The organism is Streptomyces naganishii JCM 4654 (genome assembly GCF_014650575.1).
In the GTDB taxonomy this organism is placed as follows: Bacteria; Actinomycetota; Actinomycetes; order Streptomycetales; family Streptomycetaceae; genus Streptomyces; species Streptomyces naganishii.
In genome coordinates this window covers 235,105-261,505 of sequence record NZ_BMVF01000007.1, presented here as the reverse complement: position 1 = coordinate 261,505, position 26,401 = coordinate 235,105, and the positions used below count along the sequence as shown (strand labels likewise).

Here is a 26,401-nt window from a genome sequence, read left to right as displayed (position 1 = left end):
AGGTCACGGCCTGAGGGCCGGCTCCCTTTCCACGTCACGCACGTCCAGCTTCGCGTCGTGGCGCGCCAGCGGCTTCGCCGCCGACGGGTCGGAGGCGACCGCGGGGCTCGCGACACCGGCCCAGGTCAGGATGCGCGCGGTGGCCAGCGCCTTCTCGTCGGCGACCAGACCGGCCACGTTGGCGCCGTGGTTCATGCCGGGGGCCGTGAAGACGTAGGAGTCGCGGGCCCCGTGGCCGAGGCGGAAGCGCTCCGAGCCCCACGGGTCGTTCTGGCCGTAGACGAAGAGCATGTGGTGGGCGTGGTGGCGCACCCAGGTGTCCACGTCCCGCATCGCGTTCGGCTGGAACCGCATCGGGATCGAGCGGGGCACGAAGTTGCGCGGCGGCTGGTAGCCGTAGCGGATCAGCTTCTTCTCGATGTACGGGAAGTGGACCGTCGGCGCGCCGAGCTGGGTGCCTGCCTGGTAGTAGTACGGCGTGTAGGTCTCCAGGCCCTGGTCGGTGTAGGCGGAGAAGCCGGAGATGGTGTCGACGGAGTCCCAGATCTGCTGGTCGGTGGCGTTCCTGGCGTCGGCCGGGACGGTGTCGCAGTCCTTCAGCAGGCTGTACTGCCAAAAGCCCCAGACGTAGTCGAGGACGACCGCCTCGTAGGCCTTGTCGAGGCCGCCGATGGTGGTGAAGGTGTAGCCGTTGCCGGCGGCGTACTGCGCGTACTTCCTCTCCAGCGGCTCGCGGCGCACCAGCGCCTCGCGCTGCACTGCGTCCAGCCGGTCGCGGCACTCCTTGGTGCCGACGGTGGTGAAGAAGCGGTCGTAGGCGGAGTCCTCGTCGTTCACCACGTCGTTGGGCGCCACGTAGGCGACCACGCCGTCCATGTCACGCGGGTAGAAGCGCTCGTAGTAGGTGGCCGTCATGCCGCCCTTGGAGCCGCCGGTGGCTATCCAGTTGTGCGGGTAGAGCGGCTTGAGGGCCTGGAAGATGCGGTGCTGGTCGCTCGCCGCCTGCCAGATGTCGAGCTTGGACCAGTCGGCCGGGGCCGGGCGGGAGGGGGTGAAGAAGCGGTACTCCATGGAGACCTGGTTGCCGTCCACGATCTGGGTCGGCTCGCGGCGGCTGGGGTTGGTGGAGACGTTGTAGCCGCCGGTGTAGAAGACGGTCGGGCGGTCGACTCCCTTGTGCAGCACGGTGATCCGCTGCTGGAAGGTGCCCTCGGAGGGGTGCCGGTGGTCGATCGGCTGGGTGTAGTTCAGGACGAAGAAGCGGTAGCCGGGGTAGGGCTTCTCCTCGATCAGGCTCATGCCCTTGACGGCGAGGAGCCGGTCCAGGATGTCGGTGTCGCCGTTGCTCGTGGTGGTGTTCGTGGCCTCCGGCCGGGCCGCGGCGGTGGCCGCCCCCGCCGTGCTCATGGTGCCGATGAGCACCGCGAGCGCCAGCAGCCATCTGAGCGCCTTGCGCATGCACACTCCCCTGTGAGACAGATGTGCGCCGGAAGCTATCGGAGCAACTCGCCCCCGCACCAGAGGAGTCGGCGATTCACCGGGCGATCCGCGGGCCTGTTCGGCCGTTCAGCACAGGATCCAGCCGCTCGACACCGAGCCGGATCCCACGGCTCCGGAGACCCGCACGCAGCGGTGGCCGGCGTGCACGGTGACGGGGCCGGCGTGGTAGGTGAAGCGGCCCTTGTCGGTGACCGGGCGGTTGCCGCGGGCCTGCACGGTCACCGACATGAACTGCTTGCGGCCCGGCTGGTCGGGGGTGGTCAGCGCGCAGACGTAGCCGTCGCGCTTGTAGACGTGGACCGTGCCGGTGGTGAACGGCAGGGACTTGACCTCGCGGCCCGAGCAGGTGGAGTCGGCGGCCTGGGCGGTGCCGGGAACGGCGAGCGCCAGCAGTCCGGATCCGGTCAGCACCGCCAGGCCCAACCCGGCCCGCCGCCGTATCGCACCACTGTCCACGATCGACCCTCCCCCTTGCGACACGCGTCTGGACGTACAGGCGTACAGATGTACGGACGCACGACGTACCCCGAATGGTTGCCCGGCCGGGTTCCCTGCCGTCGTCAGCGGGACGCGCCGACCGGTTCCTCCGGCCCGGGCGCGCCGACGAAGGTCCGCCACAGTGCGGCGTACCGCCCGCCGAGGGCGAGCAGTTCGTCGTGCGTGCCGTCCTCGACGACGCGGCCGTGGTCCATCACCACGACCCGGTCGGCGCGGGCGGCCGTGGTCAGCCGGTGCGCGACCACCAGGGTCGTACGGCGGCCGGCGAGCCGGTCGGTGGCCCGGTTGACCTGGGCCTCGGTGGCGAGGTCGAGGGCGGCCGTCGCCTCGTCGAGCAACAGCACGTCGGGGTCGACGAGTTCGGCGCGGGCCAAGGCGATGAGCTGGCGCTGGCCGGCCGACAGGTTGCGGCCGCGCTCGGCGACCTCGTGCAGGTAGCCGCCGGCCAGGGTGGCGATCATCTCGTGCGCGCCGACCGCCCGGGCGGCGGCCTCCACCTCGGCGTCGGTGGCGTCGGGGCGCCCGTAGGCGATGGCGTCGCGGACGGTGCCGGGGAAGAGGTACGCCTCCTGCGGTACGACGCCGAGCCGGTGCCGGTACGCCGTCAGGTCCAGCTCGCGCAGGTCCGTGCCGTCGGCGGTGACCCGGCCGCCGGTCGGGTCGTAGAACCGGGCGACCAGCTTGACCAGGGTCGACTTGCCCGCGCCGGTCTCGCCGACGAAGGCGACGGTCTGCCCGGCGGGGATGCGCAGGTCGATTCCGCTCAGGGCCTCCTCGCCGTCGCCGTAGGCGAAGCGCACGTTCTCGAAGGCGATCTCGCCGCGCAGCGCGGGCACGTCGAGGGGTGCGTCGGCGGGCCGGGTGGAGGTGGGCTCCTGGAGCAGCTCCTGGATGCGGCCGAGGGAGACCGAGGCCTGCTGGTAGCCGTCGAAGACCTGGGAGAGCTGCTGGACGGGCGCGAAGAACAGGTCGATGTAGAGCAGGTACGCCACCAGGGCGCCCGTGGTCAGCGTGGCCGCCTCCACCCGGCCCGCGCCCGCGATGAGCACGCAGGCGGCGGCGACCGAGGACAGCAGCTGCACGAAGGGGAAGTAGACGGAGATCAGCCACTGGCCGCGGATGCGGGCGCGGCGGTAGCTGTCGCTGCGCTCGGCGAAGCGGCGGCCGCCGTCGCGCTCGCGCCGGAAGGCCTGCACGATCCTGAGCCCGGCCACCGTCTCCTGGAGGTCCGCGTTGACCACGGACACCCGCTCGCGGGCGAGCTGGTACGCCTTCACGCTCGCCCGGCGGAAGAAGAAGGTGGCGACGATCAGCGGGGGCAGGGTGGCGAAGACGACCAGCGCCAGCTCCACGTCGATCACCAGCAGGGCGACCATGATGCCGAAGAAGGTGACGACCGAGACGAACGCCGTGACCAGGCCGGTCTGGAGGAACGTGGACAGCGCGTCCACGTCGGTCGTCATGCGCGTCATGATCCGGCCGGTCAGCTCGCGCTCGTAGTAGTCCAGGCCGAGCCGCTGGAGCTGGGCGAAGATCTTCAGCCGCAGCGCGTACAGCACGCGCTCGCCGGTGCGGCCGGTCATGCGGGTCTCGCCGGTCTGCGCCGCCCACTGGGCGAGCACGACGAGCAGCCCGAGCAGCGAGGCCGTCCAGACGGCGCCGAGGGCCATCCTGCTCACGCCCTGGTCGATGCCGTGCCGGATCAGGACGGGAAGCAGCAGGCCCGCGCCGGCGTCCACGGCGACCAGGGCGAGGCTGACCAGGAGGGGCAGGCCGAAGCCGTGCAGCAGGCGGCGCAGGCCGTAGGAGGCCTCGGGGCGCACCGCGCGTTCCTCGTCGACGTCCGGGGTGTCGGTGGCCGGCGGCAGCGCCTCGACCTGGGCGAGGAGCTCGGGGGTGGCGGGGGTGCCGGCCATCGCCGCGTCCCTGGGTTCACGCTCGCCGGACCACAGCTTGGGCGTGATCCCGCGCTCGGCGTCGAACTCGGCGTCCAGTTCCTCCCGTACGGAGGTGTCCTCCGGCGGGGCGGCGGGCGGGGCGTGGCCCGGGGAGACGCCGCCGAGCTCGTCGGGGTCGGTGAGCAGGCGGCGGTAGAGCGCGCAGCGCTCCTGGAGCTCGGCGTGGGTGCCTATGTCGGCGAGGCGGCCGCCGTCGAGGACGGCGATGCGGTCGGCGAGGTTGAGGGTGGAGCGGCGGTGGGCTATGAGGAGGGTGGTGCGGCCCTCCATGACCTGGCGGAGCGCCTCGTGGATCTCGTGCTCGACGCGGGCGTCGACGGCGGAGGTGGCGTCGTCGAGGACGAGCAGGCGCGGGTCGGTGAGGATGGCGCGGGCGAGGGCGACGCGCTGGCGCTGGCCGCCGGAGAGGGTCAGGCCCTGCTCGCCGACCTTGGTGTCGTAGCCCTCGGGCAGCTCGGCGATGAAGCGGTGCGCCTGGGCGGCGCGGGCGGCGGCCTCGATCTGCTCCTCGTTGGCGTCGGGGCGGCCGTAGGCGATGTTGGCGCGGACGGTGTCGGAGAAGAGGAAGGAGTCCTCGGGGACCAGGCCGATCGCGGCGCGCAGCGAGTCGAGGGTGAGCTCGCGCACGTCGTGGCCGCCGACGCGGACGGCGCCCCCGGTGACGTCGTAGAAGCGGGGCAGGAGGAGGGAGAGGGTGGACTTGCCGGACCCGGAGGAGCCGACGACGGCGAGGGTCTCGCCGGGGCGTATCTCGAAGCTGAGCCCTTCGAGGACCGGGGTGGCGGCGCCCGCCTCCTGCTCGTAGCCGAAGGAGACGTCGTCGAACTCGACGGTCGCGGGGGCGTCGGCGGGCAGTTCGAGGGTGCCGTCGGCGAGCGTGGGCTCGGTGTCGATCAGCTCCAGCACGCGTTCGGTGCTGGCGCGGGCCTGCTGGCCGACGGTGAGGACGACGGCGAGCATGCGGACCGGGCCGACGAGCTGGGCGAGGTAGGTGGAGAAGGCGACGAACGTGCCGAGGGTGATGTGGCCCTCGACCGCCAGCCAGCCGCCGAGGGCCAGCATGGCGACCTGGCCGAGGGCGGGGACGGCCTGGAGGGCGGGGGTGAAGCGCGCGTTCAGCCGGATCGTGCGCAGGCGGCCGGCGAAGAGCCGGCGGCCCACCTCGCGCAGTTTGCCGGTCTCCTGCTCCTCCTGCCCGAAGCCCTTCACCACGCGTACGCCACCGACCGCGCCGTCGACCACACCGGCGACGGCGGCGGCCTGGGCCTGCGCGTACCAGGTGGCCGGGTGCAGCTTCGTGCGGCTGCGGCGGGCGATCCAGCCGAGGGCGGGGGCGACGGCGAGGGCGACCAGGGTCAGCGGCAGCGACAGCCAGGCCATGATCACCAGGGAGATCAGGAAGAGCAGGACGTTGCCGATCGTCATCGGCAGCATGAACAGCAGGCCCTGGATCAGCTGGAGGTCGCTGGTGGCGCGGCCGACGACCTGCCCGGTCGACAGCTCGTCCTGGCGGCGGCCGTCGAGGCGGGTGATCGTGCCGTACATCTCCGTGCGGAGGTCGTGCTGGACGTCGAGGGCGAGGCGGCCGCCGTAGTAGCGGCGGACGTAGGTCGACGCGTAGACGAGCAGCGCGGCGCCGATCAGGGCGCCGGCCCAGGGGGCCATCGGCTTGGTGTGGGAGCCGATCACGTCGTCGATGATCACCTTCGTGATCAGCGGGACCAGCGCCATGACGGCCATGCCGGCCAGCGAGGACCCGAGGGCCAGGACGACGTCCTTCGGATAACGCCAGGCGTACCCGCCGAGCCGCCGTCCCCATCCCCGTTGCGCACCCACGCGGGAGCCGCCTTCCTTCAGCCGACCTGATCTTCCGGAAGGCATCAACGCCGGGGGATGCGGATTTCATCCCTCTGCAACAAAACGCTCCGCCGGGCGGGGGGGGTGCCCCCGGGGATCAGGCGCCCGGGGGGACCGCCACGAAGGACTCCCTGGGGGTCGTGGTCGGGGCGTAGCGGCTCGTGGTGGCCGGGATCAGGTCCTTGTGGATGGCCTTGGCTATGTTCTGGATGGTGGTGACGCCGTAGCTCATGGTGCTGTTGTCCTGGGTGAGCACCGTGATCATGTAGTCGTGGCCGGCGCCCTTGAAGGTGCCGACGCTGTGCACGCGCCAGCCGTGCGTGGCCCGCTGGAGCCAGCCGTTCTTGACGTGCACGGAGACGGAGGACGGCGCCCCGGCGGGCGTGCCCCAGCGCTGGGAGGAGACGACCTGGCCCATCAGCTTGAGGATGTAGGCGCGGGCGTTGTCGCTCAGCACGGAGTTCTTCGCGGTGATCAGCCCCAGCAGCTTCTGCTCGTCGCGCACGGTGATCTGGGTCAGGCCCCAGTAGCCGTTCGCGCCCGGCTTGGTCTGGGTCATGCCGGCCGCGGTGAGGAAGCCCTTGACCTTGGTCACCCCGAGCTGCTTCCACAGGGCGCTGGTCGCGTTGTTGTCGGACTGGGTGATCATCGCCTTGGTGAGCGTGACCTCACGCGAGGTGAGGTAGCGGTTGTGCTTCTTGGCGTCCCACAGCAGCGTGGCGAGCACGGTCACCTTGACCACGCTGGCGGAGTCGTAGGCGGTCGACTCCCGCAGCGTGCAGGTGGTGTCGGTACCGCGGTCGCGCAGGCCGACGGCGATGGTGCCCTTGCGGCCGGCCATGGCCGCGGTGATGTCCTGCCGCAGCTTGGCGGCCAGCCCGGACTTGCCGGAGGTGCAGCTGGCGGTGGGTGCGGTGGCCGCGGCGGCCGGTGTGGCGACGACCGCGGTCGGCACGAGCACGGCGGCACCGAGGGCCGCGGCGAGCACGCCGGTGCGGCCGGATGTCCGGTGAGTCATGAGAAGTTTCCCCTCGAACGTCGTACTGGCGTCCCCCTGAACGCCGTTGAGCGCACCCGTGCGCTGCCAGGTGGGACTCACCGGAGTGGCGGGAGGTTGTACGGGCGTCACGGGGAACGGGGCTCGAAGGTCCGGGCGTACGGCATCCGGCTCGCGCCCGCCGAAGACCCCGGCCCCCGATCCCCGGCCCCCGGCCTCAGGCCTCCGGCCTCCGGCCTCCGGCCTCCGGGGAGGCTCCGGCGGAGGCTTCACTTCCTTTCCGCGCTCTCCACACGCCCTCCACCTGAGACGACAGCCCTTCGCTGTCGCGGAAGGAGGATTTGGGACAAGGATCCCCGCCCCGCTCCGGCACCCGGCCCCTCACAGCCAGCGCCTGGCCACCACGTGGGCCCTCCTGCCCAGGTGACACCGGTGTCCGAGATGAACCACTAGGCCCACAAAGGCCGTTGACGCCCCATCAAGCCCCTGTGAAGCATGGCCACGCCAAAACCGGCGAAAGGACATGCTCGTGAGAATGCTCAAACGGGGGGCGGCTCTCCTCACCGCGTTCATGGCGATCGGTGCCATGTTCGCCGCGGACGCGCAAGCCGCTCCGTCGCCCAAGCCCCGTCACAGCGCCGTCGCGCACCTCACCACCCTGTCGACGCGACACGTCGACTCGGTGTCGTGCACGGTCGGCCAGGTCAGGGAGGACCGCACCAGTTCGTGCGCCTCCGGCGGCCTGCGCGTCGACTTCTACATCGAGCCCGAGCACCAGTACCAGGGCAGCGCCAACTTCGCCTGGACCTCCAGCGTCCAGCTCGACAACCGCAACCGGCACAAGTGGACCGACCACGTCACCCTGACGCTGGAGTCCACCACCGTCGCGGCGGCCGAACTCGGCGTCGCCACCCTCACCGAGACGTGCGGATCCTGCACCGCCACCGGCGGCACCCCGCAGATCACCACCCTGGGCACGACGCGGAACTGGGACCTGGTCATCGACTCCCCCGGATCCGTCACCACCACCGACGCCCAGGCTCCCCACCTCAACTACGAGGCCGCGCCCTACACCCCGGTCACCATCGACCTGGGTCCGAAGCTCAACGTGCGCTGTGACAACACGCCGCGCATGAGCCCGGTCGCCACCGGCGGCTGCGTCTACCCCGACTACACCCCCACCTACGACATATCCGTCACCGGCCCCTACGACCAGGTCGCGTGGCACATCCTGTGGGCGCAGCGCAACCTCACGCACCACTGGGGCTGGCAGGGTCACGGCCCGGAGCTGACGCGGACGATGGACCGTTCCCTGATCCGCGCCAACCGGCGTACCGCCTGCCCGTCCTCGATCCCGCGCCCGTCCGGCAAGAGCTGTGACGAGTACCCGTTCGCGTCCACCCACCAGGGCGCCAGCGTCAACCCGGACTTCTCGTGCCACATGGTGCCCGCGACGCAGAACAGTCGCGAGGGCGGCGCGCGCAAGGCCTGGTACAACGCCAACCGCCTGCTGGAGAACGACAAGTTCTGGGTCTCCGTCACCAACGTCCCGGCGTCGGCCGCCACTTCCGTGATGCGCCCGCTGGTGCAGTGCCCGTAACGTCGGCCGCGTAGCGCACACCGAAGGGGGCAGCGCTTTCGCTGCCCCCTCTCTTCGCCAGGAGCCCCTGCCATGGCCTCACTCATCGAGCGCGTTCACGACCCCCGTCTCTTCGTCGCCCACGGCACCCTCGACCTGATCGACCTCGACACCTTCGAGGACGTCCCCCTCGACTACGACGCCAACGGGATCGTCTCGGCGCGGGAGGACTACGCCGCCGTCATCTGTGCCACCGAGGGCGGTGACGTAGATGTCACCGCCGAACTCTGGGACGGCCCTCCCGCCCTCCACCTTGACGACTGGCAGGACGTCGCCGAGATCTCCTTCACCTGGACCACCACGCGCGTCTGCGTCGGCCCTGACGAGGAAGACCCCGAGGACGCTCCCCGGCTGACCCTGCCCGGCCCCGGCCCCTACCGCCTCCTGGCCCACGGCCGCCACCGCGACGACGGCGACGTACGCGACGAGGGCGACCCGGTGGAGACCTATCTGCTCCAGCTCTGGCCGGCGCCCCTTGCCGACCCCGTCACCCACAAGGCGGTGAGCCGGTTCGGGGCGTCGTTGCGCGGCGAGGGCGCCGAGCCCAAGGGGCAGGTCCCTTCCTGGTTCACCGAGAAGACGTCCGGCTACGGGCCGGATCACCCCGCCCACGGCGGTTGAGCCGGTGCCTTGCGCTCTTGACGTGCACAGGCGATGGGGTGATCAGTCCGTGCCCAGGTGCGTCGGTGCGAACATGCGCAGGACCGCCGGGAGGACGACCACGGACGGGCCCGGCTCGGCCAGGGCCTTGGCGAGGTCGGTCTCCAGCGTCCCGGGGGTGGTGCGCAGGCCCGGGACGCCGAAGGACTCGGCCAGGGCCACGTAGTCGGGCCGGGTCAGCTCCGTCGCCGTGGCCTGGCCGAAGGCGTCGGTCATGTACTCGCGCAGGATGCCGTAGCCGCCGTCGTCGACGATCAGCCAGGTGACGTTCAGGCCGTACTGGCGTGCCGTGGCCAGCTCGGCGATCGAGTACAGCGCGCCGCCGTCGCCGGAGACGGCGAGGACGGGACGCGTGGGGTCCGCGGCCGCCGCACCCAGGGCCGCGGGGAAGCCGTAGCCGAGGCCGCCGGCGCCCTGGGCCGAGTGCATGGTGTTGGGGCTCTGCGCGTCGAAGGCCGACCAGGCCCAGTACGCGAGGATCGTCATGTCCCAGAAGGACGGGGAGTCCGGGGGCAGGGCGCGGCGGACGGCGGCCAGCACGTCCTGTTCCAGGGTGAGTTCCTGCGCGGCGATGCGCTCGCGGACCTTGCCCAGCACCTCGCGCACGCGGTCCGGCGCGCCCGGGTCCGTCCGCTCCTCCACGGTCTCCAGCAGCGCCTGGAGCGCGAGGCGGGCGTCGGCGTGGATGCCGAGGGCGGGGTGGTTGGACTCCAGTTTGCCGAGGTCGGCCTCGATCTGGATCACCCGGCCGCGCGGCTCGAACGTGTGGTAGTTGGACGAGAGTTCGCCGAGCCCGGAGCCGACCACCAGCAGTACGTCGGCGTCCTCGAGGAAGTCGGTGGTGTGCCGGTCCTCCAGCCAGGACTGGAGGGACAGCGGGTGCTCCCAGGGGAAGGCGCCCTTGCCGCCGAAGGTGGTGACCACGGGGGCGTTCAGCTTCTCGGCCAGCGCGAGCAGCTTGCCGGAGGCGTCCGCGCGGACCACTCCCCCGCCCGCGATGACCGCCGGGCGCTCGGCCCTGGACAGCGACTCGGCCGCCACGGCGGTCAGTTCGGGACGCGGGGCGAGTTCGTCGGGGGTGGCGTCCACGGCCGTCACCACCGGCAGGGAGGTCTTGGCGAGCAGCACGTCCTGCGGGATCTCCACCCACACAGGGCCGTGCGGGACGGTCAGCGCCGACTTCCAGGCCGCGGCGATCGCGGAGGGGATCTGTGACTGGGCGCGGACCGTGTGGACGGACTTCACCACGCCCCGGAACGAGGCCGCCTGGTCGGGCAGTTCGTGCAGATAGCCGTGGCGGCCGCCGCCGAGCCCGGCCGTGGGGACCTGGCTGCTGATGGCCAGGACGGGCGCGGAGGCGGCGGCGGCCTCCTGGAGCGCGGCCAGGGAGGTCAGGGCCCCCGGCCCGGTGGACAGCAGCAGCGGGGCCGCCTCGCCGGTGACCCTGCCGTAGGCGTCCGCCGCGAAGCCCGCGTTGTTCTCCACCCGCAGGCCGACGTAGCGCAGGTCCGAGCGGCGCAGCGCGTCGAACATGCCGAGGGCGTGCTGACCGGGCAGTCCGAAGACGGTGGTCGCGCCGAGCCCGGTGAGGGTCTCCACGACCAGGTCTCCGCCGTTGCGTCCCGGCGGGGGGTTCAGCGCCGCCTCGATCTGGGCGGGCGTCGGGCGGAGTACCAGGTCGTGGTCGTGAGTCACTGGGGCTCGGTCTCCTAGGAGGCTTGCGGGCGACGGCGTTCGAGGCCAGGGCCTCTCGTCTGGATCATGCCGGGCTCGCGGGCCCTGGCACCGCGCCTCGCGGCGTTGTCGTCGGTTGCCATGGCTCCGCCATGACGCCCTCCTCCGCCTTGCGACGCACGGCACCGGACCCCGCTCCCTGATCCGGCATGATCCAGACGAAAGACCCTACGCGTCGCGGGCCGCCGCGATCTGGCGGCTCATGATGGTGGTCAGTTCGTACGCGGTGTGGGAGGCGGCCACCGAGGTGATCTCGGCGTGGTCGTAGGCCGGGGCGACCTCGACGACGTCCGCCGACACCAGGTTGCAGGAGGCCAGTCCGCGCAGGATCTCCAGCAGTTCGCGGGAGGTCATGCCGCCGGCCTCGGGGGTGCCGGTGCCGGGCGCGTGGGCCGGGTCGAGGCAGTCGATGTCGATGGAGATGTACAGCGGGCGGTCGCCGACGCGCTGACGGAGCTGGTCGGCGACCTCGTCGGCGCCGCGGCGGTAGACGTCCGCGGAGGTGACGATGCCGAAGCCCATCTTCTCGTCGTCGGTGAGGTCCTGCTTGCCGTAGAGCGGGCCGCGGGTGCCGACGTGGGAGAGCGCCTCGGTGTCGAGGATGCCCTCCTCCACCGCGCGGCGGAACGGGGTGCCGTGGGTGTACTCGGCGCCGAAGTAGGTGTCCCAGGTGTCGAGGTGGGCGTCGAAGTGGAGCAGGGCCACCGGGCCGTGCTTCCTGGCGACGGACCTGAGCAGCGGCAGCGCGATGGTGTGGTCGCCGCCCAGCGTCATCAGGCGGGCGCCGGTGCCGAGGAGGTCGTCGGCGGCGGCCTCGATGGTCTCCACGGCCTCGTTGATGTTGAACGGGTTGACGGCGATGTCGCCGCCGTCGGCCACCTGCGCGAGGGCGAAGGGGGACGCGTCCTGCGCGGGGTTGTAGGGGCGCAGCAGCCGGGACGCCTCGCGGATCGCGTTGCCGCCGAAGCGGGCGCCCGGCCGGTACGAGACGCCGGAGTCGAACGGCACGCCCACGACGGCGACGTCGGCGCGGCCGACCTCGTCGAGGCGGGGCAGCCGGGCGAAGGTCGCGGGGCCGGCGTACCGCGGGACGCGGGAGGAGTCGACGGGGCCGCGGGGCGTCTCGCTGCTGCTCATGATGAAATGCCTTTCTTCTTGCGCTTCGTCGCGCATGTACTGCTTTCGTATGACTCTACTGGTGAGCCGGGACCGGTTCGGGGGCGAGGTCGGGGGTGCGCCCGGCGAGGCGCTCGCGCCAGGCGGCGAGGACGGCCTCGTCGGTCGGCCGGGTGGCGAGCGAGACGGCGACGTAGGCGACCAGGGAGGACAGCAGGCCGTAGTAGACGGGCTCGTTGGCCAGGATGCCGAAGGCCGCCATCAGGCCGACGACCGCGAGGCCGCCGACGATCACGGAGGCCAGCGCGCCCTGCACGGTGCCGCGCTTCCACAGCAGGCCGCCGAGGATCGGCACGAGCAGTCCGCCGACGAGGAGGTTGTAGGCCACGGTGAGCGCCTCGACGACGTTGTTCAGCGCGATGGCGGTGCCGATGACGCCCACACCCATGATCAGGATGAACAGGCGGTTGCCCCTGACCTCGTCGTGCTGCTCGCCGGAGGGCCGGACGACGCCGCGCAGCCGGGACCAGATGTCGTTGTTGGCGACGGTCGCGCAGGCGATCAGGGCGCCCGAGGAGGTGGACATCACGGCGGCCAGGGCGGCGGCCAGCACCAGTCCGCGCACTCCGACGGGCAGTTCGTCCTTGACGATGGTGGCGAAGGCGTCGTCGGCGCTGCCCAGGTTCGGGTAGATGACCTTGGCGGCGGTGCCGATGACGGCGCCGGCGAGCGCGTAGACCAGGCAGTAGGTTCCGGCCACCGTGCCGCCCCACTTGGCGGTGGTGTCGCTGCGGGCGGTGAACACGCGCTGCCAGATGTCCTGGCCGATGAGCATGCCGAAGGTGTAGATCAGGACGTAGGTGAAGATCGTCTCGCCGCCGATGCCCAGCGGGTCGAAGTAGGAGGTCGGCAGCTTGGCCTTCATCTCGCTGAAGCCGCCCGCCTTGACGACCGCGATGGGCAGCAGCAGGAGCAGCACGCCGATCGTCTTGACCACGAACTGCACCATGTCGGTCAGCGTGATCGACCACATGCCGCCGAGCGTGGAGTACGCGACGACGATAGAGCCGCCGAGGATGATCGCGACGGTGCGGTTCATGTCGAACAGGACGTCGAAGATCGTGGCGTAGGCGATGGTCGAGGTGACGGCCAGCATCAGGGTGTACGCCCACATGACCACGCCCGAGATGACGCCGGCCCGGCCGCCGTAGCGCAGGTCGAGCATCTCGGAGACGGTGTAGACCTTCAGGCGGGCGATGCGGGCGGAGAAGAACACCGACAGCGCGAGCAGGCCGAGGCCGATGGTGAAGACCATCCACGCGCCCGACAGGCCGTACTTGTAGCCGAGGCCGACGCCGCCGATGGTGGACGCGCCGCCGAGCACGATCGCCGCCATGGTGCCGGAGTACATCGCGGACCCCAGGCGGCGGCCCGCCACCAGGAACTCGCTCTTGGACCTGGCGCGGCGCATGCCCCACCAGCCCATGGCCAGCATGCCGGCCAGATAGACGACGATCACTGTGTAGTCGACGGCCATGTGGGGCCCTCCTTCGCGCACATTCCGGTGGCGTGTCGTGCAGATACGTGGGGGTGGGGACGTCGGCAGCGGCTCGCGGGGACATCCGCCCGTACCCGCGGCTGCCGGTCTGGAAATGACAGTAGGTGGCCGGAAAGCGACTGCGAAGTGTACGTTTCATCCATTCGAGGGGGCTCACCGTGGAGGAAACGCACACCATGCCCGAGGCGCAGCACCCCGCGACCGCGGGACCGCTTCCTCCCGGAGCCCCACCGGCCCCGGCGGCTCCACCACCGGCCCCTTCGGCGACGCGGGCCGCACAAGCACAAGCGGCACAGGGCACACCGGCGGCTTCTTTGGCCCCTTCCGTCCCGCCGACCCCGCCCGTCCCGCTCACGGCCCTGCTCGCACGCGAGGACCTCGCCCTGCGCCGGATCGCCGGCCCCGCGGCCGAGGACACCGTGATCCACTGGGCGCACACCTCGGAGATGGCCGACCCCTACCCGTACCTGCTGGGCGGCGAGCTGCTGCTCACGGCGGGGGTGCACGTGCCGGCGACGGCGGTCGCCGACCCGGCGGGCAGGTACTTCGACGGCTACGTCTCGCGGATCGTCGCGGCGGGCGGCGCGGCACTCGGCTTCGGGCTGGCGCCGGTGCACGACACGGTCCCGCCCGCCCTGGCCGCGGCCTGCGACAGGCACGGCCTGCCGCTCCTGGAGGTCCCGCCGCAGACCACCTTCTCCGGGGTGGCCCGAGCGGTCTGGCAGCTGATGGCGCAGGCCAGGCTCGCCGAGCTGCGGCGTGTCACCGAGGCCCAGCAGAGCCTGGCGGCCGCCGCCTCCCGCCCCGACCCGGTGCCCTCGGTGCTGCGCCGGCTGGCCCAGCGGGTGGACGGCCGCGCGGTGCTGCACGGGCCCGACGGCACGGAGATCGCCGCGGCGGGCCGCGAACCGGCCGAGCAGGTGCGCGCGGCCCTCGCCGAACTGGCCGCGGTGGTGCGCCCCGCGCCCTCCGACGCCCCCCGTCCCGCGCCCGCCTCCGCCACCGACACCGCCGGCGGCAGTCACCTCGCCGCCTACGCCCTCGGCGCCGGCCGGGGCTTCGTGCTCGCCGTGGCCTCACCGCACCGCGACCCCGGCGACCACACCATCGCCTCCGTCGCCGCCGTACTGCTCTCGCTGCTCACCGGCGAACACCAGAGCGGCGCGGGCGCGGCCCGCTCCTCGGCGCTGGTGCGGCTGCTGCTGGGCGCCGCGCCCGATGAGGTGGCGCCGCTGCTCGGGTCCGGCCGGTGGGTCGTGGTGCACGCGCGGCCGCAGGCGCAGGCCCCGGACGCGGTGGCCGCCTCCGCGCTCGGCGCGGCCCTCGGCTCACCGCTGGTGGACCTCGCGGACGGTGTCGTACGGGTCCTGGTCCCCGCCGGGCGGGAACCGGCCGCGCAGCCCGGCTGGACCCTCGGCGTCAGCGCCCCCGCGGTGCCCGGCGACTGGCCGGCCGCCGACACCCAGGCCGCCCGCGCCCTGGCCAGGGCCCACGCCACCCGCACCGCCCTGGTACGGCACGGCTCCCGCCCCGGCCTCGCCGAACTGGTCCCGCCCGGCGAGGCCGAGGCGCACGCCCGCGCGCTCCTCGCCCCGATCGAGGCGGTGCCCGCGCTCACCGAGACCCTGCGCACCTGGCTCTCCCTGCACGGGAGCTGGGACCGCACCGCGGTCGCCCTCGCGGTGCACCGCAACACCGTCCGGCAGCGCATCGCCCGCTGCGCGGCCCTGCTGGAGGCCGACCTGGACGACCCCGACGTACGCATGGAGCTGTGGTTCGCGCTGCGCCGCGTCTGACCGGGCGCGCGGGAAGATCGACAAGTGACCCGCGTCCCAGCGGCCCGGACGCCGGGGACGGACACGGCCCCCTGCCCCACAATGGGAGCCATGCCGATATCCGGGACTCCCAGCCGCGCCGAGCTCGTCGACCACCTCGTCAGAACCCGTATCGCCGGGGACGTCGCCACCCCGCGCGAGAACAACCTCTCCCACTACCGCAAGCTCGCCAACGGCGACCGCAACTTCTGGCTCGGACTGGAACTCGGCGACCGCTGGAGCGACGAGCAGGACGTGCTCGCGGTGATGGCGGAGCGCGCCGGCGTGAGCGACGACCCGCAGCACCGCCACGGCCAGGACACCATCGACCCCGAGCTGACCGTGGCCGCCCTGGACCGGCTGGCGGGCCGGCTGCGCAAGGCGGCCGACGGACAGCAGCGGGTCCTGCTGGCCACCGGCCACCCCGGCGGCCTGCTCGACGTGCACCGCGCCACGGCCGCCGCGCTGCGCGGCGCGGGCTGCGAGATCGTCGTCGTCCCGGACGGGCTGCGGACCGACGAGGGTTACGTCATGCAGTTCGCGGACGTGGCCGTCCTGGAGCACGGCGCCACCCTGTGGCACACCCACTCCGGCGAGCCGATGCGGGCCATCCTCACCGGCCTGGAGCGCGAGGGCCGCCCCCTGCCCGACCTGGTCGTCGCCGACCACGGCTGGGCCGGGTACGCCGGGCAGCACGGCGTCGACTCCGTCGGCTACGCCGACTGCAACGACCCCGCCCTCTTCCTCGCCGAGTCCGAGGGCACCCTCCAGGTGACCGTCCCCCTCGACGACCACGTGCTCAGCCCCCGCTACTACGACCCGATGACGGCCTACCTCCTGGACCAGGCGGGGCTGGCGTAGCGGCCGGGAAGGGGGCCCGGGAACCGGGCGGCGGCTGGTATGACTGGGGCATGGACGAAGCAGCCGCCCAGTCGGCGATCGACATGTTCGTGTCCGCGTTCAACGCCGCGGACGACCGGTACGTGACCGAGCTGCTGTCCCAGGCCCTCACCGCGGACGTCGTCTTCTGGGGGCCGCTGGGACGCAGCGAGGGCGTCGAGGCGGTGGAGCGGTTCGTGCTGGACCTGCGCCGCCATCCGGCCGGCCCCGGCACCATGGTCCGCTGCTCGGCGGTGGACATGCCCGGCGAGTGGGCCCGCTACCAGTGGGTGTTCACCACACCGGAGGACGGGCCGCGCCTGGCCGGCACGGACGTGGTGCACCTGCGGCGGGACCGCATCGACCAGATGATCGTCTTCGCGGGCGACATCAAGCCCGGCCCGGGCCGGCTCTGAGGCTCCCGTCCCGCGGGGTCGGGTCCAGGTAGACGCGGCTGACCGAGGGGAAGGCCTCGCGCAGGCGTTGTTCGGCCCGTTCGCAGGCCCACTCGATCTGGGCCGCGGTCGACACGTCCCGGAAGTCGACCTTGGCGGCGACCAGCGCCTCGCGCGGGCCCTGCAGCAGCGTGGTCAGCTCCAGTACGTCCTCGATGTGCTCCACGGCCAGCAGTTCCTGCCGGATGCGCTCGCGGGTGGCGCTGGGCAGCGGGCGGCCGACGAGCAGTTCGACGTTGGACCGGCCCAGGACCCAGGCGACGTACAGCAGGAGCACGCCGATGCACAGGGAGGCGACGCCGTCCCAGACGCCGGAGCCGGTGAGCTGGCCGCCGAGCAGGCCGCCGGCCGCGAGGAGCAGGCCGACGAGCGCGGCGGAGTCCTCCATGACCACGGCCTTGACCGCGGTGTCCGCGGTGCGGCGCAGATAGCGGCGGAAGGGCACGCGCAGGCGCGAGGCCTCCCCGCGCGCCTGGCGCACACCGGTGCGCAGCGAGAAGCCCTCCAGCAGGAAGGCCACGCCGAGCACGATGTAGGAGGCGAGCGGGTCGCCGAGCTCCTCGCCCTGGGTGAGGGCGTGGATGCCGTCGTAGAGGGAGAAGACCGCGCCGCCGACGAAGGTGGCGACGGCGGCGAGCAGCGCCCAGACGTAGCGTTCGGGGCCGTAGCCGAGCGGGTGCTCCTCGTCGGCGGGCTTCCCGCTCCGTTTGAGCGCGGTGAGCAGCAGCACCTCGGTGACGGTGTCGGCGACGGAGTGCGCGGCCTCCGACAGCATCGCGCTGGAGCCGCTGATCACGCCCGCGACCGCCTTGGCCAGCGCGACCCCCAGATTGGCCAGGGCGGCGACGATCACCGTGAAGGTGCTCTCGCCGCCGCCGCTGCGGTCCTGTGCCGACTGCCCCGCCGTTTGCGCCATGCTCCTCAGTGTTCCCGGGGAACGCGGACCACGCCCTCCTGTATCACCGAGATGGCCAGCCGGCCGTCCTGCGTGTAGATGCGGGCCTGGCCGAGCCCCCGGCCGCCGTGCGCGGACGGCGACTCCTGGTCGTACAGCAGCCACTCGTCGGCACGGAAGGGGCGGTGGAACCACATCGCGTGGTCCAGCGATGCCCCGACCACGTCACCGACCGCCCAGCCGCCCCGGCCGTGCGCGAGCAGCACCGAGTCCAGCAGCGTCATGTCGGAGACGTAGGTGGCGAGGACGACGTGCAGCAGCGGGTCGTCGTCGAGCTTGCCGTTGGTGCGGAACCACACCTGCGAGTGCGGCTCGCGCGGCTCGCCGAAGCTGCCGAACGGCGGCTCGTCGACGTAGCGCAGGTCGACGGCCTCGCGCGCCTCGATGAACCGCTCCACCACCTCGGCCGGCAGGTGGTCGTAGCCGCGCATCCGCTCGGCGGAGGTCGGCAGCGTCTCGGGCTGAGGGGCGGGCGGCATCGGCGCCTGGTGGTCCAGGCCCTCCTCGTACGTCTGGAAGGACGCCGAGAGGTGGAAGATCGGCTGCCCGTGCTGGACCGCGACCACCCGGCGGGTGGTGAAGGAGCGGCCGTCGCGGATGCGGTCCACCGTGTAGACGATGGGCGCGCCCGGGTCGCCGGGGCGCAGGAAGTAGGCGTGCAGCGAGTGCGCGAGCCGGTCCGCGGGGGCCGTGCGCCCGGCGGCGACCAGCGCCTGCGCCGCGACCTGTCCGCCGAACACGCGCGGGACGACCGCGGAGCGCGACCGGCCGCGGAACATGTCCTGCTCGATCCGCTCGAGGTCGAGCAGATCGAGCAGGGACTGGAGTGCCTGACTCATATGCCAGTTGTACCGTGCACCGTTGTCCTGGAGGTTTCCGGGGACCCTACAGGCCCATGTCCTTGGCGATGATCGTCTTCATGATCTCGCTGGTGCCGCCGTAGATGCGGTTCACGCGGTTGTCCGCGTACAGACGGGCGATCGGGTACTCGTTCATGTAGCCGTAGCCGCCGTGCAGCTGGAGGCAGCGGTCGATGACCCGGTGCGCGACCTCGGTGCAGAACAGCTTGGCGGAGGCGGCCTCGGCCGGGGTCAGCTCGCCGGCGTCCAGGGCCTCGGTCGCGCGGTCGGCGACGGCCTCGGCCGCGTCCACCTCGGCCTGGCAGGCGGCCAGCTCGAACTTGGTGTTCTGGAAGTGGGCGACCGGCTTGCCGAAGACCGTGCGGTCCTGGACGTACTGCTTGGCGAACCGGACGGCGGCCTTGGCCTGCGCGTAGGCGCCGAAGGCGATGCCCCAGCGCTCGGAGGCGAGGTTGTGGCCGAGGTAGTAGAAGCCCTTGTTCTCCTCGCCCAGCAGGTCCTCGACCGGCACCTTGACGTCGACGAAGGCCAGCTCGGCGGTGTCGGAGGTGCGCAGGCCCAGCTTGTCCAGCTTGCGGCCGACGGAGTAGCCCTCGGACTTGGTGTCCACCGCGAACAGCGAGATGCCGAAGCGGCGGTCGTCCTCCTTCGGGGCGGAGGTACGGGCGCAGACGATGACCTTGTCGGCGTGGACACCGCCGGTGATGAAGGTCTTGGCGCCGTTGAGGACGTAGTGCGTGCCGTCCTCGGAGAGCCTGGCGGTGGTCTTCATGCCCGCGAGGTCGGAGCCGGTGCCCGGCTCGGTCATCGCGATGGCCCACATCTCCTCGGCGGAGACGAACTTGGGCAGGTAGCGCTTCTTCTGCTCGTCGGTGGCGAGCATCTTGATGTACGGCAGGGCGAGCAGGACGTGCACGCCGGAGCCGCCGAAGGTGACGCCCGCGCGGGCGGTCTCCTCGTACTGGATGGCCTCGAACTTGTGCGACTCGATGCCGGCGCCGCCGAACTCCTCGGGCACGTTGATGCCGAACAGGCCCAGCTCGGCGAGCTTGTAGTAGAACTCGCGGGGCACGATGCCCTGCGTGAACCACTCGTCGTAGACGGGCACGACCTCGGCCTCGATGAAGGCGCGGAGGGTCTCCCGGAACGCCTCGTGATCCTCGTTGAACACCGTACGGCGCACGCCGCCACCTCCACGCACATCGAACCTGTCTAAGCGCTTGCTCACACAACCGTACCGGCGAGTAGATGAACCCGTAAAGCACACCCCGTCGTAACGCTCGTCACGCGGGAAGGACGCGGGAGGTCAAGGGGGGCCTGGGGAGAGGGGCCAAGGGGCAGGGGGCAGGGCGAAGCCCGCTCCCCGCAGGGGCGCGGGGAACTGCGCGCCAGGCCACAACGCACCAGCACCCGCCGGACGACAAGGCCCCCACCCCAATAGGCGCCCCCGCTCAGCCCGCCGCAGGCGACGCCGCCGCGAAGGCCCCCCGGGCCATCCGGTGCAACAGCCCCGCCGTGGCGGCCCGCCCGGGCGACGACCCCGGCCGCCCCAGATGAGGCGTCGAGTTCAGCAACCCGAACACCGAGTGCACCGCCGACCGGGCCGCGGGCTCGGCGAGGCCGGGATGAACCTTCCGCACGACCTCCACCCACAGCTCCACGTACTGCCGCTGGAGCTGCCGCACGAGCTTGCGGTCGCTGTCCCGGAGGCGGTCCAGCTCACGGTCGTGCAAGGTGATGAGGGGACGGTCGTCGAGGGCGAAGTCGATGTGGCCCTCGATGAGGGAGTCGAGCACCGCCTCGGGCCCGGCCGCGCCGCCGGTCTCCGCCAGGCGCCGCCTGGCTCCCGTCAGCAGCTGCTCGCTGATGCCGACCAGCAGCTCCGCGAGCATGGCGTCCTTGCCCGGGAAGTGCCGGTACAGACCCGGTCCGCTGATGCCCACCGCGGCGCCTATCTCGTCGACGCCGACGCCGTGGAAGCCGCGTTCGGCGAAGAGCCGCGCGGCTTCCTTGAGGATCTGCTCGCGGCGGGTGGGTGCGTCGGTTCGCGTGGCCATGCGAACAATTCTAGACAGGGACGTTAGCGCTCGTTAACCTGATGGGGATGGGTTAACGCTCATTAACAGTGGACCGCGTCTAACCACAGGGTGAGGGGACCACAGGGATGCACGAGGCACCGGAGCTGACGAGCGCGGCCGATCCCGCGTCGGAGGCCTGGCGAGCCAACGAACAGGCACACCGCGCGCTCGTCGAGGAGCTGCGCGGAAAGCTCGCCGCCGCACGGCTCGGCGGCGGCGAGCGGGCGCGCGCCCGGCACACCGCGCGGGGCAAGCTGCTGCCGCGCGACCGCGTGGACACGCTGCTGGATCCGGGCTCGCCGTTCCTGGAGCTCGCGCCGCTGGCCGCCGACGGGATGTACGAGGGGCAGGCCCCGGCCGCCGGGGTCATCGCCGGCATCGGCCGGGTGAGCGGCCGCGAGTGCGTGGTCGTCGCCAACGACGCCACCGTCAAGGGCGGGACGTACTACCCGATGACGGTGAAGAAGCACCTGCGCGCCCAGGAGGTGGCCCTGGAGAACCGGCTGCCGTGCCTGTACCTGGTGGACTCCGGGGGCGCGTTCCTGCCCATGCAGGACGAGGTCTTCCCCGACCGGGAGCACTTCGGGCGGATCTTCTACAACCAGGCGCGGATGTCGGGGGCCGGCATCCCGCAGATCGCCGCCGTCCTCGGCTCGTGCACCGCCGGCGGGGCGTACGTCCCGGCGATGAGCGACGAGGCGGTGATCGTGCGCAATCAGGGCACGATCTTCCTGGGCGGCCCCCCGCTGGTGAAGGCCGCCACCGGCGAGGTCGTCACCGCCGAGGAGCTCGGCGGCGGCGAGGTGCACTCCCGCGTCTCGGGCGTCACCGACCACCTCGCCGAGGACGACGCCCACGCCCTGCGCATCGTGCGGAACATCGTCGCCACCCTCCCCGCGCGCGGGTCGCTGCCCTGGGAGGTCACCGAGGCCGTCGAGCCGAAGGTCGACCCCTACGGGCTGTACGGCGCGGTGCCGGTGGACTCCCGCACGCCCTACGACGTACGCGAGATCATCGCGCGCCTGGTCGACGGCTCGCGCTTCGCCGAGTTCAAGGCCGAGTTCGGGCAGACCCTGGTCACCGGCTTCGCCCGGATCCACGGCCACCCGGTGGGCATCGTCGGCAACAACGGCATCCTGTTCTCGGAGTCCGCCCAGAAGGGCGCCCACTTCATCGAGCTGTGCGACCAGCGCGGCATCCCGCTGCTGTTCCTGCAGAACATCTCCGGCTTCATGGTCGGCAGGGACTACGAGGCGGGCGGCATCGCCAAGCACGGCGCCAAGATGGTCACGGCCGTGGCCTGCACCCGGGTCCCCAAGCTGACGGTGGTCGTCGGCGGTTCCTACGGCGCGGGCAACTACTCGATGTGCGGCCGGGCCTACTCCCCCCGCTTCCTGTGGATGTGGCCCAACGCCAAGATCTCGGTGATGGGCGGCGAGCAGGCCGCCTCCGTGCTCGCCACCGTCAAGAGGGACCAGCTCGAGGCCCGCGGCGAGGAGTGGTCGGCCGAGGACGAGGAGGCCTTCAAGGCCCCGGTCCGCGCCCAGTACGAGCACCAGGGCAACGCCTACTACGCGACCGCCCGCCTGTGGGACGACGGCGTGATCGACCCGCTGGAGACCCGCCAGGTGGTCGGCCTCGCCCTGACCGCGTGCGCCAACGCCCCGCTGGGTGACCCCCAGTTCGGCGTCTTCCGGATGTGAGGGGGAGGACTCAGTGACCATGTTCGACACAGTTCTGGTGGCCAACCGCGGCGAGATCGCCGTCCGTGTCATCCGCACGCTGCGCGCCCTCGGGGTGCGTTCGGTGGCCGTGTTCTCCGACGCCGACGCCGACGCCCGGCACGTGCGGGAGGCGGACACGGCGGTGCGGATCGGGCCGGCGCCCGCCGCCGAGAGCTATCTGTCCATCGACCGGCTGCTGGACGCCGCCGCCCGCACCGGCGCGCAGGCCGTCCACCCGGGGTACGGCTTCCTCGCGGAGAACGCGGACTTCGCGCGTGCCTGCGAGGCGGCCGGGCTGGTCTTCATCGGCCCGCCCGCGGACGCGATCTCCCTCATGGGCGACAAGATCCGCGCCAAGGAGACGGTCCGGGCGGCCGGGGTGCCGGTCGTGCCCGGCTCCAGCGGCTCCGGGCTCAGCGACGGCCAACTGGCCGACGCGGCCCGTGAGATCGGCATGCCGGTGCTGCTCAAGCCCTCCGCGGGCGGCGGCGGCAAGGGCATGCGGCTGGTGCGCGAGGAGGACCGGCTCGCCGAGGAGATCGCCTCGGCCCGCCGCGAGGCCCGCGCCTCCTTCGGCGACGACACCCTCCTCGTCGAGCGCTGGGTGGACACCCCCCGGCACATCGAGATCCAGGTCCTGGCCGACGGCCACGGCAACGTGATCCACCTGGGCGAGCGCGAGTGCTCCCTCCAGCGCCGCCACCAGAAGATCATCGAGGAGGCGCCCAGCGTGCTCCTCGACGAGGAGACCCGGGCCGCGATGGGCGAGGCGGCGGTCCAGGCGGCCCGCTCCTGCGGCTACCGGGGAGCGGGCACGGTGGAGTTCATCGTCCCCGGCGGCGACCCGTCGTCGTACTACTTCATGGAGATGAACACCCGCCTCCAGGTGGAGCACCCGGTCACCGAGTTGGTCACCGGACTGGACCTGGTGGAGTGGCAGCTGCGGGTGGCGGCGGGCGAGCCACTGCCGTACGGCCAGAAGGACATCGAGCTGACCGGGCACGCCGTGGAGGCGCGGCTGTGCGCCGAGGACCCCGCGCGCGGTTTCCTGCCCTCGGGCGGCACCGTGCTCAAACTGCGCGAGCCACAGGGCGACGGCGTGCGCACCGACTCCGGCCTCAGCGAGGGCACCGAGGTCGGCAGCCTGTACGACCCGATGCTGTCCAAGGTGATCGCCTACGGCCCCGACCGCGCCACCGCGCTGCGCAAGCTGCGCTCCGCGCTGGCCGCGACGGTCACCCTCGGCGTGCAGACCAACGCGGCCTTCCTGCGCCGGCTGCTGGCCCACCCGGACGTGATGGCGGGCGACCTGGACACCGGGCTGGTGGAGCGGGTGGTCGACGAACTGGTCTCCACCGACGTGCCGGAGGAGGTCTACGAGGCCGCCGCGGCCGTCCGCCTGGAGGGCCTGCGGCCGGCGGGCGGGGGCTGGACCGACCCGTTCTCCGTGCCGAGCGGCTGGCGGCTGGGCGGACAGCCGAAGCCGGTCGCCTTCCACCTGCGGGTGGGCGACCCGGTGGAGTACACCCCGCGCGGCGCCCACACCGTCACCGGCGACACGGTGAGCGTCACCCTCGACGGAGTCCGCCACACCTTCCACCGCGCCGCCGACTGGCTCGGCCGCGACGGCGAGGCCTGGCACGTGCGCGACCACGACCCGGTGGCCGCCTCCCTGACCCGTGCCGCCCACGCGGGCGCCGACTCGCTCACCGCGCCCATGCCCGGCACGGTCACGGTGGTGAAGGTCGCCGTCGGCGACGAGGTGACCGCGGGCCAGAGCCTGCTGGTGGTCGAGGCGATGAAGATGGAGCACGTCATCTCCGCCCCGCACGCCGGCACGGTCACCGAGCTGGACGTCGCCCCGGGCACCACGGTCGCCATGGACCAGGTCCTCGCGGTCATCGCCCCGCACGAGGAGCAGACGACGGAGGAGAAGGAGGTGACGGCATGAGCACCCCCGACCTGGGTCTGCCGATGACCGTCCCCGCCCCGGGCCTGCCCGAGCGGGTCAGGATCCACGAGGTCGGCCCGCGCGACGGCCTGCAGAACGAGGCGTCGACCGTGCCCACCGAGGTCAAGGCGGAGTTCATCCACCGCCTCGCCGACGCGGGCCTGACCACCGTCGAGGCGACCAGCTTCGTCCACCCCAAGTGGGTGCCTCAACTGGCCGACGCCGAGGAACTGTTCCCGCGCGTGCGGGACCTGGAGGGCGTGCGCCTGCCCGTCCTGGTGCCCAACAGCCGCGGCCTGGAGCGGGCGCTCGCGCTCGGCGCGCACCGCGTCGCCGTGTTCGCCAGTGCCACCGAGTCCTTCGCCAAGGCCAACCTCAACCGCACGGTGGAGGAGTCCCTCGCGGTCTTCGAGCCGGTCGTGACGCGGGCCAGGGACGAGGGCGCGCATGTGCGCGGCTATGTCTCGATGTGCTTCGGCGACCCCTGGGAGGGCGCCGTGCCGCTCCACCAGGTCGTCCACGTGTGCAAGGCGCTGCTGGAGATGGGCTGCGACGAGCTGAGCCTCGGCGACACCATCGGCGTGGCGACCCCGGGCCACGTACTGGGGCTGCTGTCCGCGCTCAACGAGGCCGGTGTGCCCACCGACGTCGTCGGCGTGCACTTCCACGACACCTACGGCCAGGCGCTCGCCAACACCCTGGCCGCCCTCCAGCACGGCGTCACCACCGTCGACGCCTCCGCGGGCGGCCTCGGCGGCTGCCCCTACGCCAAGTCCGCCACCGGCAACCTCGCCACCGAGGACCTGGTGTGGATGCTTCAGGGCCTCGGCATCGACACCGGTGTCGACCTCGGCCGTCTCGTCGCCACGAGCGAGTGGATGGCCGGCCGGCTGGGCCGCCCCAGCCCCTCCCGCACCCTTCGCGCCCTCTCCCACAAGGAGCAGTGATGAACCACCGCCTCACCCCCGAGCTGGAGGAACTCCGCCGTACGGTGGAGGAGTTCGCCCACGACGTCGTGGCGCCCAAGATCGGCGACTTCTACGAGCGGCACGAGTTCCCGTACGAGATCGTGCGGGAGATGGGCCGCATGGGCCTGTTCGGGCTGCCCTTCCCGGAGGAGTACGGCGGCATGGGCGGCGACTACCTGGCGCTCGGCATCGCGCTGGAGGAGCTGGCCCGGGTCGACTCCTCGGTCGCCATCACGCTGGAGGCGGGCGTCTCGCTGGGCGCCATGCCGATCCACCTGTTCGGCACCGAGGAGCAGAAGCGCGAGTGGCTGCCCCGGCTGTGCGCGGGCGAGATCCTGGGCGCCTTCGGCCTGACCGAGCCGGACGGCGGCTCGGACGCGGGCGCCACGCGCACCACGGCCCGCCTGGACCCGGACACCGACGAGTGGGTGATCAACGGCAGCAAGTGCTTCATCACCAACTCCGGCACGGACATCACCGGCCTGGTCACGGTCACCGCGGTGACCGGCCGCAAGCCCGACGGCAGGCCGCTGATCTCCGCGATCATCGTGCCCTCCGGCACCCCCGGCTTCACGGTCGCCCCGGCCTACTCCAAGGTGGGCTGGAACGCCTCGGACACCCGTGAGCTGTCCTTCTCCGACGTCCGCGTGCCGGCGGCCAACCTGCTGGGCGAACAGGGCCGCGGCTACGCGCAGTTCCTGCGGATCCTGGACGAGGGCCGGATCGCGATCGCGGCCCTGGCGACCGGGCTCGCCCAGGGCTGTGTGGACGAGTCGGTGAAGTACGCCAAGGAGCGGCACGCGTTCGGCAAGCCGATCGGCGCCAACCAGGCCATCCAGTTCAAGATCGCCGACATGGAGATGAAGGCCCACACGTCCCGTCTGGCCTGGCGCGACGCGGCCTACCGGCTGGTGGCCGGCGAGCCGTTCAAGAAGGAGGCGGCCCTGGCGAAGCTCTACTCCTCGACGATCGCCGTCGACAACGCCCGCGACGCCACCCAGGTCCACGGCGGCTACGGCTTCATGAACGAGTACCCGGTCGCCCGGATGTGGCGGGACTCCAAGATCCTGGAGATCGGCGAGGGCACGAGCGAGGTCCAGCGCATGCTGATCGCCCGTGAGCTGGGGCTGACCGGCTGACCGCACCAGGCGCCGGACGGACGGCGCACGGCCGCTGACGAGCGCGGGCGCGCCGCCCCGC

Annotated in this window: 20 protein-coding genes; 9 read left to right on the top strand and 11 right to left on the bottom strand. The window is 72.3% G+C overall.

The window, feature by feature from the left end; genetic code table 11:
• Nucleotides 1-3: 3 nt before the first annotated feature.
• The 4 genes from IE217_RS15390 to IE217_RS15375 form a co-directional block, all read right to left on the bottom strand.
• A complete protein-coding gene (locus IE217_RS15390; RefSeq protein ID WP_190178414.1) occupies nucleotides 4-1,458 on the bottom strand; it encodes a S28 family serine protease in 1,455 nt (484 codons plus the stop codon).
• A gap of 108 nt (nucleotides 1,459-1,566) precedes the next feature.
• Complete coding sequence (locus tag IE217_RS15385) at nucleotides 1,567-1,956, bottom strand: hypothetical protein (protein WP_190178413.1); 390 nt, start codon at nucleotides 1,954-1,956, stop codon at nucleotides 1,567-1,569.
• 104 nt (nucleotides 1,957-2,060) lie between these two features.
• Nucleotides 2,061-5,792: an ABC transporter ATP-binding protein gene (locus tag IE217_RS15380; RefSeq protein WP_190178412.1), complete on the bottom strand. Its 3,732-nt coding sequence runs from the start codon at nucleotides 5,790-5,792 to the stop codon at nucleotides 2,061-2,063.
• A 118-nt stretch (nucleotides 5,793-5,910) separates the two neighbouring features.
• Nucleotides 5,911-6,831, bottom strand: coding sequence for a serine hydrolase (locus IE217_RS15375; RefSeq protein WP_190178411.1), 921 nt, complete (start codon nucleotides 6,829-6,831; stop codon nucleotides 5,911-5,913).
• A 514-nt stretch (nucleotides 6,832-7,345) separates the two neighbouring features.
• Between IE217_RS15375 and IE217_RS15370 the strand changes: the two genes are divergently transcribed.
• Both IE217_RS15370 and IE217_RS15365 read left to right on the top strand, forming a co-directional pair.
• Nucleotides 7,346-8,410, top strand: a complete 1,065-nt coding sequence (locus tag IE217_RS15370) for a NucA/NucB deoxyribonuclease domain-containing protein (protein WP_190178410.1) — start codon at nucleotides 7,346-7,348, stop codon at nucleotides 8,408-8,410.
• 72 nt (nucleotides 8,411-8,482) lie between these two features.
• The gene (locus IE217_RS15365) at nucleotides 8,483-9,070 is read left to right on the top strand and encodes a hypothetical protein (RefSeq protein ID WP_190178409.1); all 588 of its coding nucleotides are present in this window, start codon (nucleotides 8,483-8,485) and stop codon (nucleotides 9,068-9,070) included.
• A 42-nt stretch (nucleotides 9,071-9,112) separates the two neighbouring features.
• Here the strand turns inward: IE217_RS15365 and IE217_RS15360 are convergent, their stop codons facing one another.
• The 3 genes from IE217_RS15360 to IE217_RS15350 form a co-directional block, all read right to left on the bottom strand.
• Nucleotides 9,113-10,804: a thiamine pyrophosphate-binding protein gene (locus IE217_RS15360; protein ID WP_190178408.1), complete on the bottom strand. Its 1,692-nt coding sequence runs from the start codon at nucleotides 10,802-10,804 to the stop codon at nucleotides 9,113-9,115.
• A 207-nt stretch (nucleotides 10,805-11,011) separates the two neighbouring features.
• Nucleotides 11,012-11,980 (bottom strand): agmatinase, encoded by a 969-nt coding sequence (gene speB / locus IE217_RS15355; RefSeq protein WP_190178407.1) that lies wholly within the window; start codon nucleotides 11,978-11,980, stop codon nucleotides 11,012-11,014.
• 55 nt (nucleotides 11,981-12,035) lie between these two features.
• Complete coding sequence (locus IE217_RS15350) at nucleotides 12,036-13,496, bottom strand: sodium:solute symporter family protein (protein WP_190178406.1); 1,461 nt, start codon at nucleotides 13,494-13,496, stop codon at nucleotides 12,036-12,038.
• Nucleotides 13,497-13,693: 197 nt separating this feature from the next.
• On the opposite strand from IE217_RS15350, the gene IE217_RS15345 reads away from it, so the two are divergent.
• The 3 genes from IE217_RS15345 (at nucleotide 13,694) to IE217_RS15335 (ending at nucleotide 16,626) form a co-directional block, all read left to right on the top strand.
• On the top strand, nucleotides 13,694-15,313 hold the full coding sequence (locus IE217_RS15345) for a PucR family transcriptional regulator (protein ID WP_190178574.1): 1,620 nt from the start codon (nucleotides 13,694-13,696) through the stop codon (nucleotides 15,311-15,313).
• Between the two features lie 90 nt (nucleotides 15,314-15,403).
• Nucleotides 15,404-16,192, top strand: a complete 789-nt coding sequence (locus IE217_RS15340) for a phosphatase (RefSeq protein WP_190178405.1) — start codon at nucleotides 15,404-15,406, stop codon at nucleotides 16,190-16,192.
• Nucleotides 16,193-16,242: 50 nt separating this feature from the next.
• Nucleotides 16,243-16,626, top strand: coding sequence for a nuclear transport factor 2 family protein (locus tag IE217_RS15335; protein WP_190178404.1), 384 nt, complete (start codon nucleotides 16,243-16,245; stop codon nucleotides 16,624-16,626).
• Here IE217_RS15335 and IE217_RS15330 read toward each other — a convergent pair.
• The 4 genes from IE217_RS15330 to IE217_RS15315 all read right to left on the bottom strand — a co-directional run bounded on the left by IE217_RS15330 (nucleotide 16,601) and on the right by IE217_RS15315 (nucleotide 20,537).
• Complete coding sequence (locus IE217_RS15330) at nucleotides 16,601-17,581, bottom strand: cation diffusion facilitator family transporter (protein WP_190178403.1); 981 nt, start codon at nucleotides 17,579-17,581, stop codon at nucleotides 16,601-16,603. The genes IE217_RS15335 and IE217_RS15330 overlap by 26 nt on opposite strands.
• Before the next feature lie 5 nt (nucleotides 17,582-17,586).
• Nucleotides 17,587-18,459 carry an acyl-CoA thioesterase gene (locus IE217_RS15325; protein ID WP_190178402.1) on the bottom strand — a complete coding sequence of 291 codons (873 nt, stop codon included), beginning with the start codon at nucleotides 18,457-18,459 and terminating at the stop codon, nucleotides 17,587-17,589.
• Between the two features lie 46 nt (nucleotides 18,460-18,505).
• On the bottom strand, nucleotides 18,506-19,663 hold the full coding sequence (locus IE217_RS15320) for an acyl-CoA dehydrogenase family protein (RefSeq protein ID WP_190178401.1): 1,158 nt from the start codon (nucleotides 19,661-19,663) through the stop codon (nucleotides 18,506-18,508).
• A gap of 268 nt (nucleotides 19,664-19,931) precedes the next feature.
• Nucleotides 19,932-20,537 carry an SACE_7040 family transcriptional regulator gene (locus IE217_RS15315; RefSeq protein ID WP_190178400.1) on the bottom strand — a complete coding sequence of 202 codons (606 nt, stop codon included), beginning with the start codon at nucleotides 20,535-20,537 and terminating at the stop codon, nucleotides 19,932-19,934.
• A 107-nt stretch (nucleotides 20,538-20,644) separates the two neighbouring features.
• On the opposite strand from IE217_RS15315, the gene IE217_RS15310 reads away from it, so the two are divergent.
• The 4 genes from IE217_RS15310 to IE217_RS15295 are packed head-to-tail and all read left to right on the top strand — an operon-like array spanning nucleotide 20,645 to nucleotide 26,340.
• Nucleotides 20,645-22,261 (top strand): carboxyl transferase domain-containing protein, encoded by a 1,617-nt coding sequence (locus IE217_RS15310; RefSeq protein ID WP_190178399.1) that lies wholly within the window; start codon nucleotides 20,645-20,647, stop codon nucleotides 22,259-22,261.
• Between the two features lie 19 nt (nucleotides 22,262-22,280).
• Nucleotides 22,281-24,233 (top strand): acetyl/propionyl/methylcrotonyl-CoA carboxylase subunit alpha, encoded by a 1,953-nt coding sequence (locus IE217_RS15305; RefSeq protein WP_190178398.1) that lies wholly within the window; start codon nucleotides 22,281-22,283, stop codon nucleotides 24,231-24,233.
• Nucleotides 24,230-25,180: a hydroxymethylglutaryl-CoA lyase gene (locus IE217_RS15300; RefSeq protein ID WP_190178397.1), complete on the top strand. Its 951-nt coding sequence runs from the start codon at nucleotides 24,230-24,232 to the stop codon at nucleotides 25,178-25,180. Before IE217_RS15305 ends, IE217_RS15300 begins: the two co-directional genes overlap by 4 nt.
• Nucleotides 25,180-26,340: an acyl-CoA dehydrogenase family protein gene (locus IE217_RS15295; RefSeq protein WP_190178396.1), complete on the top strand. Its 1,161-nt coding sequence runs from the start codon at nucleotides 25,180-25,182 to the stop codon at nucleotides 26,338-26,340. Before IE217_RS15300 ends, IE217_RS15295 begins: the two co-directional genes overlap by 1 nt.
• Nucleotides 26,341-26,401: the final 61 nt, after the last annotated feature.